At 68.0% G+C, this 12949-nt stretch carries 9 protein-coding genes and 2 pseudogenes; 7 read left to right on the top strand and 4 right to left on the bottom strand.

Annotated features, from left to right (window positions below):
• Positions 1–245 precede the first annotated feature (245 nt).
• Entirely contained in the window at positions 246–1412 is a 1167-nt protein-coding gene (locus ACQPW1_RS06875) for a lipase family protein (RefSeq protein WP_433665173.1), read from the top strand.
• A 52-nt stretch (positions 1413–1464) separates the two neighbouring features.
• Here ACQPW1_RS06875 and ACQPW1_RS06870 read toward each other — a convergent pair whose 3' ends face one another.
• The 3 genes from ACQPW1_RS06870 to ACQPW1_RS06860 form a co-directional block, all read right to left on the bottom strand.
• On the bottom strand, positions 1465–1755 hold the full coding sequence (locus tag ACQPW1_RS06870; protein ID WP_433661894.1) for a hypothetical protein: 291 nt from the start codon (positions 1753–1755) through the stop codon (positions 1465–1467).
• 266 nt (positions 1756–2021) lie between these two features.
• Positions 2022–2858 (bottom strand): SDR family oxidoreductase, encoded by an 837-nt coding sequence (locus tag ACQPW1_RS06865; protein WP_433661893.1) that lies wholly within the window; start codon positions 2856–2858, stop codon positions 2022–2024.
• Entirely contained in the window at positions 2855–3802 is a 948-nt protein-coding gene (locus ACQPW1_RS06860; protein ID WP_433661892.1) for a patatin-like phospholipase family protein, read from the bottom strand. The genes ACQPW1_RS06865 and ACQPW1_RS06860 overlap by 4 nt, the downstream gene beginning before the upstream one ends.
• A gap of 68 nt (positions 3803–3870) precedes the next feature.
• Between ACQPW1_RS06860 and ACQPW1_RS06855 the strand changes: the two genes are divergently transcribed.
• A complete protein-coding gene (locus ACQPW1_RS06855; RefSeq protein WP_433661891.1) occupies positions 3871–4497 on the top strand; it encodes a TetR/AcrR family transcriptional regulator in 627 nt (208 codons plus the stop codon).
• On the opposite strand, the gene ACQPW1_RS06850 is transcribed toward ACQPW1_RS06855, so the two are convergent.
• Positions 4487–5032 carry a histidine phosphatase family protein gene (locus ACQPW1_RS06850; protein ID WP_150404323.1) on the bottom strand — a complete coding sequence of 182 codons (546 nt, stop codon included), beginning with the start codon at positions 5030–5032 and terminating at the stop codon, positions 4487–4489. The genes ACQPW1_RS06855 and ACQPW1_RS06850 overlap by 11 nt on opposite strands.
• Positions 5033–5218: 186 nt before the next feature.
• On the opposite strand from ACQPW1_RS06850, the pseudogene ACQPW1_RS06845 reads away from it, so the two are divergent.
• From ACQPW1_RS06845 to hpnE, 5 genes and pseudogenes are all read left to right on the top strand, one after another.
• A pseudogene (locus ACQPW1_RS06845) lies at positions 5219–8779 on the top strand (ATP-dependent helicase); the annotation flags it as partial.
• A gap of 312 nt (positions 8780–9091) precedes the next feature.
• Positions 9092–10021 (top strand): annotated as a pseudogene (locus ACQPW1_RS06840) (Lhr family helicase); the annotation flags it as partial.
• A gap of 111 nt (positions 10022–10132) precedes the next feature.
• Positions 10133–10915: a DNA-formamidopyrimidine glycosylase family protein gene (locus ACQPW1_RS06835; protein ID WP_433661890.1), complete on the top strand. Its 783-nt coding sequence runs from the start codon at positions 10133–10135 to the stop codon at positions 10913–10915.
• A 369-nt stretch (positions 10916–11284) separates the two neighbouring features.
• The gene (locus ACQPW1_RS06830; RefSeq protein ID WP_433661889.1) at positions 11285–11467 is read left to right on the top strand and encodes a hypothetical protein; all 183 of its coding nucleotides are present in this window, start codon (positions 11285–11287) and stop codon (positions 11465–11467) included.
• A 54-nt stretch (positions 11468–11521) separates the two neighbouring features.
• Positions 11522–12883: a hydroxysqualene dehydroxylase HpnE gene (gene hpnE, locus ACQPW1_RS06825; RefSeq protein ID WP_433661888.1), complete on the top strand. Its 1362-nt coding sequence runs from the start codon at positions 11522–11524 to the stop codon at positions 12881–12883.
• Positions 12884–12949 lie beyond the last annotated feature (66 nt).

Below are 12949 nucleotides of genomic sequence, written 5' to 3'. Positions count from 1 at the left end.
TACCTTCGCATCGGATGGTGCCGCTTGTGCGGACACCCGCAGTCGTTGAACCGAAAGGTGGTGTGCTGGTCCGACCTTCGGTTCGACTGTGAGTTCTTGTCTATCCGCCTGCGTGGCGAACGATGGCGTTCGCCGCGGCTTCCATTGCTGTGGTGGTCCGTTCGAGTTGCCGAGGTGTTGTCGGGGTCGGTAAGTCGGTAACGGCCGAAATTCGAAGGAAAACCGTGCACAGAGTTCCGTTCAGGATCGCGATCCTGTTGTTGAGCGTCGTCTCGGTCGGCCTGCTTGGCCTGCCCGCGAACGCCCAACCGCTCTATCCCACACCGGATCCGGATGTGTTCTACGCACCGCCCGCCGACCTGGCGGCATTCAAGCCGGGCGATGTCGTGCGTGCCCGCAAGATCGACACCGGCCTCTACGTCGGAACCACGGGCTGGCAGGTCGCGTTCCGGTCCACCGACTCGCAGAGCAAGCCGGTGATGGGAGTGACCACCGTCCTGCTGCCGAACAGCGTCAAGAACCCGCCGCTCGTCTCCTACCAGGCGCTGATCAATTCCCTTGGCACCCAGTGCAACCCGTCACGCTCGCTGTTCAACGGCGAACTGCAGGACGCGGTCGGCGCGATGCTGCCGATCGGGCGCGGCTGGGCGGTCTCGCTGCCCGACTACCTCGGGCCTACCTCCGCCTACGGTGCGGCCAAGCTCAGCGGCATGATGACGCTGGACAGCGTCAAGGCAGTGCAGCAGGTGGCCGAACTCGGCCTCACCAATTCGCCTGTCGCCCTTGCCGGTTACTCCGGCGGCGGGATGGCCACCGCATGGGCGGCCGCGTTGCAGCCCACCTACGCGCCCGACCTGAAGCTCGCCGCCACGGTCTCGGGCGGCATCCCCGCCGATCTCGAGCAGATGGCGATGGCGCTCGGCTTCGCCCCGCACCCCGGCTTCGGACTCGCCTTCGCCGCAGCAATGGGACTCGAGCGGGAATACCCGGACCGGCTCCCGATCTCGGACCAGCTCAACGAAAATGGTTTGTGGTTCCGCGAATTCACCCATGACGCCTGCCGCAGGTTCCTGCTCTTCCACGGTGCCTTCCGCAACGCCGACCAGATGGCCGCCTCCAAGAGCCTGATGGACAGCCCCGTCGCCCACGAGGTCCTGCGCGAGAACAGCCTGCGCTACTTCGACGGCATCCCCACCGCCCCCGCCTTCATCTGGCAGGGCCGGTTCGACGAAATGACCTTCTTCCCCCCGGTCGCCGAGGTGGTCGACCGTTACTGCAAGGCAGGCGCCCGAGTCGAGTTCCACCCCTACGAAATAGCGGAACACTTGACCACCGCCGCAGCAGGCTTCGCCGACGCCTGGAACTACGTGGAAGCCCGTTTCCGCGGCGACCCCGCCCCCACCAACTGCTGACCCCCGAATAGCAAGCGGCCCCGGAGTCCAACTCCGGGGCCGCTTTTCATTACTATCTGCCGCTTTGACATTCACCCTGGTATTCGTCGCATTTCCACAGGGTGTCGTAGGGATCGTCGCCCGCTTCTTCGCGTTCCTGGAGGTCGATGAGCGCCTGCAGCTTCCGCGCGAAGAAGTCGGCCAAACCCTTTTCGGTCGCGCAGCAGGCCTTGAGCTTGCCCTTTCGGGCAACCGCGACCTCCTTCACGTGTTCCCCGAAACCGGGGTCGCCGCACATCTGCTGCCGACTCCACAGGGTGAAACCCTGGTGCGATTCCGGGTAGCGGGTGTGCAGGGCAACCACGAAGAGGTTCGTATCCCCACCCTTCACGGTGTACGGATTTCGGCCCTGGATGTCGGTGTACTCGCGGTCCCTTTTCTGTGTGGCAGCGTCAATTGTGCTGAGCGGTCCCACTGGTAACCGGTTTTCGAGATTCGACAGGCGTAAGCAGCAGGCTCCATGGATCTTCGTAACCACGAGCGGTGCGGATGGGAGAAGGTTCTTCCAGGCGAAATGCCAGTGACCCCGGAGAGTTCTCCGGGGTCACTGACAGCTCGGCTGTGCGCAGCTCAGCTGATGGAGCGAACCTGGTCCTCGTATTCGGCGCGAGTCTTCTCGTCGGCGGGGTGCAGGGCGCGGTCGCCGTCGAACAGGCGGCGGACCAGGCGGACGGCGCGTTCGGGAGCGGCCGCGAGGGCTACATCGATGGGGCCGAGGTAGTTGGGGACGGCTACCTCGCCCTTGCGGGTGGCGACGGTGCGCAAGATGGCGGCGGCGACGTCTTCGGGGTCGACGGTGGGCATGCCGTGGCCGAGGGTGAGTCCGGAGGACAGCCGGGTGCGCACGGCCGACGGCATGACGCAGCTGACGCTGATGCCCTGCGGCGCGAACTCCAAACGGGTTGCCGCGGAAAGGCCTACGGCGGCGAACTTGCTCGCGTTGTAGACGGCGAGACCGGCGACCGGGATCTTGCCCGCCAGCGAGGCCACGTTGATGATGTGGCCGTGGCCGCGCTCGATCATGCCGGGCGCGACGGCGCGCATGCCGTGGATGAGGCCCCAGACGTTGATGTCCATGGTGGCCTGGCCGACCACGTCCGGCTCGTCGAGGAACGGACCCGCGGGCATGACACCGGCATTGTTGACCAGGATGTCGACGTGGCCGAGGTCGGCGATCACCTTGTCCCACTGGCCGCGTGAGCGCACGTCGAGCTCGTAGGACTTGGCGCCGATTGCGGCAGCGGCGGTTTCGGCGGCGACGGTGTCGACGTCGGCGATCACGACCTCGGATCCCTTGGACGCGAACAGTTCCGCGGTGGACTTGCCGATGCCGCGGCCCGCGCCGGTGATCAGGACGCGCGCGCCCTTCAGGTCGAAGTCGGGGTATCCGTGACCGAGAATTCTCATGCGAAGGCTCCTTGTTCGAGCGCACGGCGGGTGCTGCGCAGGCTGTGCTGGAAGGTGTCGAGGCGGCGGCGGCCGTCCATGAAGTTGGGTCCCATCACCGCGAGGTCGTCGGCGGTGGCATCGAGGCGCAGCACCTTGGTTCCGGTCGCGCGCAGCTGGTCGATCTCGGCATCGAGCTTGGCGCTCATGCGGTTTCGCATCTGCCGTTCGAGGAAGTGACCGGCGCCGGTCGCGGGGATCTTCCCGGTCGAGGCCATCGGCGCGAGCACGACGAGTTCGTCCAGCTGCTGCGGGATCAGCAGATCCACCGAAGCCGTCGAACCGGCACCGCCATCGATGAAGCGGCGTCCGGCAATGGGTACCGGCGGGAACCAACCGGGTGCCGCCCACGACGCGCGCAAGGCCGCACCGAGCGGCACGGTCGGTGCGTCGGGCGACCCGAACGGAACCCGTTCTCCCGTCGCGTAATCCATGCTGACCAGCCAGGTAGCCGGATGAGCCACCCAGGAACGGCCGGGGTTCAACCGTTCGGCCAGCAGCTCCAACCAACTCGCGTCACCACTACCTATCGGTAGCAGCCCACTACCCGCGGTGAGCAACGCTTGCCCGGAGTCGGTGCGACGCAGCGGAAGTCGGAAGGAACCCAGTCGCGGCCGCGGGACCGGCGGAAAACGCCCGGGCCCCGATCGCATGTGCGCCAACAGAATCGGATTCGTGGACGTGCCGTCCTGCATGTCGACCAACTCGTCCACCGAGATGCCGCTGCCGAGCATGGTCACGTACTCCGCGCCCGCCGAGGTCCCGATCAGCACGTCGGCCGCGCGTGGATCCCAGTTCAGCGCGTCCCGGACCGCGGCCAGCGCCGCGACGATCCACGCGGCACCGAGCGTGCCACCACAACCGATGGCCAGGCCGCGTCGCTGCGACCCGTTGTTGTTACCCATGGTTCCAAACACTAGCAGAATTCAAATACCAGTGGTATCCGAAATCTGACAGTACGTAGAATCACCGCATGGCACGTCTGACCCGGTCCGAGAGCCAGGCCCGCACCCGCGCTGACCTGATCGCCACGGCACGCGATCTGTTCCTGGCCGACGGCTACGCGAGCACCAGTCTGGAGCGGGTCGCCGAGGAGGCCGGCTACTCCAAGGGCGCCGTCTACTCGAACTTCCGCACCAAGAAGGAACTCGGCCTCGAGGTGATCGAGCTCATCCACGCGACCAAGTTCGACGAGGTGACCGACCTGCTGGCGGCGGGCGACAGCTTCGAGGAACAGCTCGAGCGGTTTCAGGAGTGGGCCGAGCGGACCGTCGGCGATGTCGGCTGGACCATGCTCGAATTCGAGTTCGCGACCGTCTCCCGCGACGATCCGGCCTTGCAGGCGGCGCTGGTGTCGAGCCTCAGTGTGGTGCGCGGCGCGGTCGCCGCACAGGTGCAGACGCTGGCCGACACAATGGGGATCGAGCTGCCGGTGCCCGCCGAAGACGCCGCGACGGGGATTCTCAGCATGGGCATCGGCCTCGGCATGCAGCGTGCCATCGATCCGTCCATCCCGGCCCGGCTGATCACCGACGCCGTCCGGTTGCTCGTCACCCTCGGCGCCGGACCGCTCGCCGCGAAAAGCGCTGTCACGCCGTGAAGTGCAGGGTCCATTCGCCGCGGTAGTGCAGCCGGGTGACGCTGCCCGGCGGAATGTCGATCCGCCAGAACGATTTCGGCGGCGCGTCCAGGGTCACCAGCAGCGCGGCGCGGATGACGGCGGGGTGGGTGACGGCGATGGTGGACTTCCCCTCCGACGCGATCTCGGCCATCCAGTACCTGGTTCGCTCGATCACATCCACCACGGATTCGCCGCCGTGGCCGCGGAACATCGGGTCGGTGAGCCAGGCGTAGAGCTCGTCCTGGGGCACCGACATCAGCGCCCCGCCGCGCCACGCGCCCGCGTCCAGGTCGCGTAGTCGGGTGTCCTCGTCACCGGGCAGCCCTAGCAGTGCCGCCGTCTCGACCGTTCTGCGCTCGGGGCCGGTGAGCACCCGGGGTGCGGCGAGCGGCGTGCATCCGGAGATGGCCCGGCGGCCTGCCTCGGTCAGCGATTCGTCGACTGGAAAACGTGCCTTCCGCATCGCCTCAGTCATGCCATGGCTGACCAGGTCGAGTCTGAGCACCTTTTGCACTGTTCCGCCTCTCCGAGTATTCAGGCCAGGCTCAGGTGCCACGACAGTAGCGCTGGCGGCCGCCGGTGAGGAGCGAAAGGGTTAGCCCGTACCCCACGAGTTACCCATGTACTCACGAGATCAGTGGTCGCAACTGCGGTCGGCGGCGCCGACCTGGTTGTCAGTGGTCAGGTGCACACTGATCCCATGGCTCAGTTCTCCACCGCTACCCAGGAGTGGTTCGACGGTGCCTTCCCGGCGCCGACCGCCGCTCAGCTGGGTGCGTGGGAGGCGATCGCCGCCGGTGAGCACACGCTGGTGATCGCGCCGACCGGGTCCGGCAAGACGTTGTCGGCGTTCCTGTGGGCGATCGATCAGTTGGCCAGCCGCGAGAAGGCGACCGAGAAGACCGGAACTTCGGTGCTGTATGTCTCGCCGCTCAAGGCGCTCGCGGTGGACGTGGAGCGAAATCTGCGGGCGCCGCTGGTGGGTGTGACACAGACCGCCAAGCGGCTCGGACTGGATCCGCCCGCGATCACGGTCGGGGTCCGGTCCGGGGACACCAGCCCGGCCGATCGCCGATCGATGCAGCGCACGCCGCCGGACATTCTGATCACCACACCCGAATCCCTGTTCCTCATGCTCACCTCCGCGGCCAAGGAGACGCTGCGGGATGTGGGCACGGTGATCGTGGACGAGGTGCACGCGATCGCCGGTTCCAAGCGTGGCGCGCATCTGGCGCTGTCGCTGGCCCGGCTCGACCTGCTCACCGAGCGGCCCGCACAGCGGATCGGTTTGTCTGCGACGGTGCGCCCGCCGGACGAGGTCGGCCGGTTCCTGGTCGGCGGTGCGCCGATCACCATCGTCTCGCCGCCCGCGCCGAAGACCTTCGACCTGTCTGTCCGGGTGCCGGTGGCGGATATGACCGAACCCGGGGAGTCCGATCAACCCGGCTCGATCTGGCCGCACGTGGACGAGGCCATCGTGGATCTGGTGCTGGAGCACCGGTCTTCGATCGTGTTCGCGAATTCGCGCAGGCTGGCCGAGCGACTTACCGCGCGGCTCAACGAAACCTACGCGGCGCGGCTCGGCGAACCGGTGGAGACCGAGCACAAGCCGCCCGCCCAACTCGGTGCGTCGACCGAAGTGGTCCACGGTGCGGGCCCGCTGCTCGCCAGGGCGCATCACGGATCGGTGAGCAAGGAGCAACGCGCGCTCATCGAGGACGATCTGAAGAGCGGGCGGCTGCGCTGCGTCGTGGCGACCAGCAGCCTCGAGCTCGGCATCGACATGGGCGCGGTCGATCTCGTGGTGCAGGTGGAGGCGCCGCCGTCGGTGGCCAGCGGGCTGCAGCGAATCGGGCGGGCCGGGCATCAGGTCGGCGAGATCTCGCGCGGGGTGCTGTTCCCGAAGCACCGCACCGATGTCATCCACTGCGCGGTGGCCTCGCAACGGATGACCGCCGGACAGATCGAGGCAATCCAGATTCCGGCGCATCCGCTGGACATCCTGGCCCAGCAGACCGTGGCCGCGTGCGCGCTGGAATCGATCGATGTCGACGCCTGGTTCGACATCGTCCGCGGCACCGGAAGTTACGCGGCACTGCCGCGCTCGGCCTACGAGTCGGTGCTGGACCTGCTGGCCGGACGGTATCCGTCGGACGAGTTCGCTGAACTGCGACCACGATTGGTGTGGGATCGGGACGCGGGCACGCTCACCGGGAGACCCGGCGCGCAGCGGCTTGCGGTGACCTCGGGCGGCGCGATCCCGGACCGTGGCCTGTTCGCGGTCTACATGGTCGGCGAAAAGGCCTCGCGGGTCGGCGAACTCGACGAGGAGATGGTCTACGAGTCGCGAGTCGGCGACGTGTTCGCGCTGGGCGCGACGAGCTGGCGGATCGAAGAGATCACCTTCGACCGGGTGCTGGTCACGCCCGCGTTCGGGCAACCGGGACGCCTTCCCTTCTGGCACGGCGACGGATTGGGCCGTCCCGCCGAACTCGGCGGTGCGCTCGGCGAATTCGTGCGGAAGGTCGGTCAGCACCCGGAGAACCTGGAAAAGCTCACCGCGGCAGCAGGTTTGGATGCCTTCGCGACCGCCAACCTCGGCACGCTGCTGGACGAGCAGCGGACCGCGACCGGACACCTGCCCACCGATAAGACACTGGTGGTGGAGCGGTTCCGGGACGAGCTCGGCGACTGGCGGCTGGTGCTGCACTCGCCGTACGGACTACCGGTACACGCCCCGTGGGCGCTGGCCATCGGCGCCCGGCTGCGCGAACGATTCGGCGTGGACGCCGCGCCGAATGCCTCCGACGACGGCATCGTGGTGCGGCTGCCCGACACCACCGACGATCCGCCCGGCGCCGAACTGTTCGTCTTCGAACCCGACGAGATCGATGACATCGTCACCGAACAGGTCGGCGGCTCATCGCTTTTCGCCTCCCGCTTCCGCGAATGCGCCGCGCGGGCACTGCTGCTGCCGCGGCGCGATCCCGGCAAGCGCGCCCCGCTGTGGCAGCAGCGGCAACGCTCGGCACAGCTACTCGACGTGGCGCGCAAGTTCCCCGACTTCCCGATCCTGTTGGAGACGGTGCGCGAATGCTTGCGCGACGTCTACGATCTGCCGTCGCTGCGCGACCTGCTCGGCCGGGTGGCGCGCCGCCAACTACGCCTGGTGGAGGTGGAGACAGCGACGCCATCGCCGTTCGCCAACTCCCTGCTGTTCGACTACATCGGGCAGTTCATGTACGACGGGGACAGCCCGCTGGCCGAACGCCGCGCCGCCGCACTGTCACTCGACTCCGGCTTGCTCGCCGAACTGCTCGGCCGGGTGGAACTGCGCGAACTACTGGACGCCTCGGTGCTCGAGCAGACCGAGCGGGAACTACAACGACTCACGCCTGAACGCCATGCCCGCGACGCCGAAGGACTGGCCGACCTGCTGCGACTGCTCGGCCCGCTCACCGCCGCCGAGGCCGCCGAACGGTGCGTCGACGATCCGACCGAGTGGTGTGCCGAGCTGGTGAAATCACGCCGGGCCCTGGAGGTTACGTTCGCGGGACGCAGCTGGTGGGTGGCCGTAGAAGACGCGTCCCGGCTGCGCGACGCGCTCGGCGTGCCACTGCCGATCGGCACGCCCGCGGCCTTCATCGAACCCGTCGCCGACCCGCTCGGCGATCTGATCGGCCGGTTCGCCCGCACCCACGGTCCGTTCAGCACCGAGGCGGTGGCCGCCCGCTTCGGCCTCGGCACCGCCGTCGTCGCCACCGCACTGCACCGGCTCATCACCGAAAAGCGCATCGTGGAGGGCGAATTCACGCCGGGCGCGGCGGGCTCCGAATGGTGCGACGCGCAGGTGCTCCGCCGACTGCGCCGCCGCTCCCTGGCCGCCGCCCGGCACGAGGTCGAGCCGGTATCGACGGCCACCCTCGGCCGCTTCCTCCCGGCCTGGCAGCACATCGGCACCAGCGAACTCCGCGGCGTCGACGGCGTCGCCACCGTGGTGGAACAGCTTGCGGGCGTGCCGATCCCGGCCTCGGCCTGGGAATCACTCATCCTGCCCGCCCGGGTCCGCGACTACTCCCCCGCGATGCTCGACGAGCTGATGGCCACCGGCGAGGTCATCTGGTCCGGCCACGGATCGATCACCGGCAAGGACGGCTGGATCGCGCTCCACCTGACCGACCAGGCGCCATTCACCCTGGCACCGCCCGACGACATCGAACTGTCCGAGGTACAACTACGCCTGCTCACCGCCCTCGGCGCATCGCTGGTGCCGTGGACTCCGCCAGCGGCCGCCGCGATCCCGGAACCGATTCCGCTCGACCCGCCGGTGCCCGGTTCAGCGGCATCGGAAGGCACTGACCTCGCAGGCGCCAGCCGTACACAAGCAGACGGGCGGAAGTCGGCCGCGAAGGGCTCTTCCAAGAACCCGCGACGCTCGACGGCCAAGGCCGACGCGGCAACTGGGTCGGTGACCCGTCGCGACCAGGCGGGTACGGACGCCTCGACGGCCGCAGTCGGCCCGACGGGGTCGAACGGCGCGGCGTACCCGCGGCTCGCGCCGGTGGCACATGGCAGCGGCGCGTACTTCTTCCGGCAACTATCGGACGCGACCGGTTTGCTCGACGACACCCAGGTGGCGGCCGCGCTGTGGGAATTGGTCTGGGCCGGAATGGTTTCGGGCGATACGTTCGCACCCGTGCGCGCCATGCTGTCGGGTACCACGCGGACCACGACCGCCCATCGAACACCGCGCCGGGCACCGCGTGGGCGGGCTTATCTGCCACGACCGAGCATGCCGACCCGGTCCGGCCCACCGGCGGTGGCGGGGCGCTGGTCGCTGCTACCGGAGCGGGTGTCGGACAACACCGTTCGGGCGCACGCGACCGCGGACATGCTGTTGGAGCGGTACGGCGTGCTGACGCGTGGGTCGGTGCAGAACGAGGGTGTGCCCGGCGGTTTCGCGCTGATGTACCGAGTGCTCACCGAGTTCGAGGACCGCGGCCGTTGCCGCCGTGGGTATTTCATCGACTCGCTCGGCGGCGCCCAGTTCTCGACCACCGACGTGGTGGATCGACTGCGGTCGTTCGACACCGAGCGCAGCCGCCCCGGCGACACCAGGCCGCAGACCGGAAAGGCGCTCGCGTTGGCGGCCTGCGATCCGGCCAATCCCTATGGCGCCGCACTGACCTGGCCGAAAGGCGATGGCGACGGCGGACATCGGCCAGGGCGCAAGGCCGGTGCACTCGTTGTTCTCGTCGACGGCGACCTGGTGCTCTACCTCGAACGCGGCGGCAAGACCCTGCTCACCTTCACCGAGGACCCCAACGCCCGCCAGTCCGCCGCCCAGGCCCTGGCCGACCTGGTGCACAACCGCCTCGTCGACTCCCTCGTCATCGATCGTGTCGACGGAGAAACCGTGCACGGCAACACCTTCGCGGGCTTCCTCACCGAAGCGGGCTTCTCCGCGACACCGCGCGGCCTGCGCCTCCGGAGCCGCCCATGATCCGGCGCATCGCATCCGGGTTGCTGGTGGCCTGTGCAAACGCAACATCACACCGACAGACGTCGAGTGGACGCGCCATGACGTCCCCTCCGGTGAACCTCTGGATGCGACATGCCCGAGGGTGACACCGTCTACCTGGCCGCCGCGCGACTGCGCGCGGCGTTGGAGGGTAAGACGTTGACCGGCAGCGACTTCCGCGTGCCGCGATACGCGACCGTCGACCTGCGGGACCAGGTCGTGGAGAGCGTCGGCAGCTACGGAAAGCACCTGTTCATTCGAACACCAACGGTGAGCATCCACACGCACCTCAAGTTGGAAGGCACCTGGCGGATCTTCCACTGCGGCCAACGCTGGACGAAACCGCGCGTGACGGCCCGCCTGGTGCTCCGCACAGATGAGGTCGAAGCCGTGGGATTCTCCCTCGGCAAGGTGGAAGTACTACGTGTCGCCGACGAGCACACGGTCATCGATCACCTGGGACCGGACCTGCTCGGACCGGATTGGGATGTGTCCGAGGCAGTTCGCCGACTGGAGCGATACCCCGAGCAGCCGATCGGCATCGCACTCCTGGACCAGCGAAACCTCGCAGGTATCGGCAACATCTATCGAAGCGAAGTCTGCTTCCTGCGCCGCGTCCACCCGGCCACCCCCGTCGCGCAAGTGCCCGACCTCCTCGCACTCGTGAACGAAGCGCACCGGATCCTGACCGAGGCCGTGCAGAAACCACCCCGGCGTGAACTCGTCTACGGACGCACCCGCCGCTCCTGCCAGCGATGCGGCACACCCATCGCCTCGCAACTCCTCGGCGATCCCGCACCCGCCTCGGACCGAATCGCCTACCGCGAACGCGGCATCTACTTCTGCCCCCGCTGCCAGCCCGTCCCCGGCACCTGAGTCCGCAGTAACGCCTACTCGCGCTCGGAGCCGCCGCGCACCAAGCATTGCGGCGCGCACGAAATAGCTAGCAATTTCGAGCGCGGCCGCACAAGACGTGCGCGCGGCATCGTCTTCCGCTCCGCCGCCAGCCTCCGGCGGCGTACCTCGCCCGGTTACGAGGCGCACAAGTTCGAGCGCAGAAAGTCCGTCACCGGACCAAGCCCATTGGTTCGCCGCACCGAATCAATTGTGCAACCGAACCAATCGCTCGGCGTGCCCACCGGCTATTACCCGTCCACCACTGTAATTTGCCACTCAGTTGCTAATGATCGGCGCGCTCGGCACGACTACATCCGTGGCAGTCACGACACAGCACAGGAGCAGGCCATGACGACGGTATCGAGATCGGGCAGACGACCGCTCCTCGCGATCGCCAACCGCCTCTTCTTCGCGGCGCTGGCGACCATGGCCACCGTGCTCTTCAGTTACCTGCTGCTGCATCCGAATTCGAACGCCGAAACGCCGCGGGCGCCGCACCCGCCGGCCTCCTCGGTGTCGCCGCGCCCTTGACGAAGTGACCCCTCCCACTTAACTTACAACCTGTAAGTTGATGAGGAGTGCGGCATGAGCGATCCACGGCAGCACGTGGTCATCGGCGGCGGACTGGCCGGTCTCGCGGCCGCGGTCTGGCTGGCCGAGGCGGGCAAGAAGGTCACCCTGTTGGAGCGTCGCGGCCGACTCGGCGGTCGCACGCACGCGACGAAGGTCGACGTGGTCGACGACCTGCCGGACAACGGCCAGCACGTGATCGCCAGCGGCTACGACCACCTGTTCCGGTATCTCACCAGCGTCGGCACCCGGCAGTACGTCGCCTTCCCGCACCAGGCCACGCTGCGCTGGCCCGACGGCCGCAGCGTCACCATGAGCACGCAGGGCCTCGGCGCGTTGCGCACCCTGTCCGGCGCGCACCCCGACGCCACCCTGCTCGAACGCGCCCGCGCCACCGTCGCCACCCTCCGGCTCGGCTGGCAATGCCTGCACCAGCCTGCCGATCTACCCGACCTGACCACCGAGCAGTGGTTCGATCGCATCGGCATGCCTGCGAAAGCCCGTGAGGCACTGTGGGATTGGCTGGCCCTCGGCGTCGCCGCCGAGCCGGTGCAACAGGAGTCGGCGAAGGTGCTCGCCGACGTCATGGCCACCGGCATCCGCCTCGGCATCAAGCACCGGCGCCCCGCCACCATCGGCTATCCCACCACCGACCTGGACACGCTCTACGTCACCGGCGCGCTGAAAGTCTTTGCGCAGCACGGGGTCAAGGTTCAGCATCGCGCGGTGGCCCGGAGGATCAACATCTTCGACGGCCGAGTAACCGGCGTCGCACTGGCCGACGGCACCACCGTCCCTGCGGACGCGGTGATCTGCGCCGTGCCCAACTCCAACGTCAACGGGCTGCTCGACGACCTGCCCGAGCACGCCGAAATCTATGCCGCCGCAGACAAACTGGGCTACACCCCGATCGTCAGCACCACCCTCTATCTGGACCGCCCGCTGGGCACCCCGGCCGAATTCGAGGCGCTGATCGGCGGCACCGGGGTGATCGACGAGGTCTTCGACCGCCAGCGGATGACCGGCCGCAAGACCGATCAGGCCTGGCTGTACTGCCTGACCACCAGCGGCGCCTACGAGCAGATCCACAAGACCAACGAGGAGATCGTCGCCGAGCAGCTGGAGCTGCTGCGCCGCTACTACCCCGCCGCCAAGGACGCGAAAGTTGTTCAGGGACAAGTGGTTCGGATGCCGAAGGCGACGTTCTCGCAGGTCGTCGGCACGCACGCACTGCGGCCCGAACAGCGCACCTCGGTACCGACCCTGGTGCTAGCGGGTGATTGGACCGCCACCGATTGGTCGGCGACCATGGAAAGCGCAGTACAGAGCGCGGCCAAGGCGGTCGATCTGCTGCTTGCGCTACCGTCGGTGCGGTGAGCACGGATCGCGCCACGTCCGAGTACGTTGCCCAACCCTTGACGGACCAGCCGCTGACCACCGAGC

The sequence above is a fragment of the Nocardia sp. CA-128927 genome, assembly GCF_050955855.1.
Taxonomy (GTDB): Bacteria; Actinomycetota; Actinomycetes; order Mycobacteriales; family Mycobacteriaceae; genus Nocardia.
This window is presented reverse-complemented; position numbering and strand designations above follow the sequence as displayed.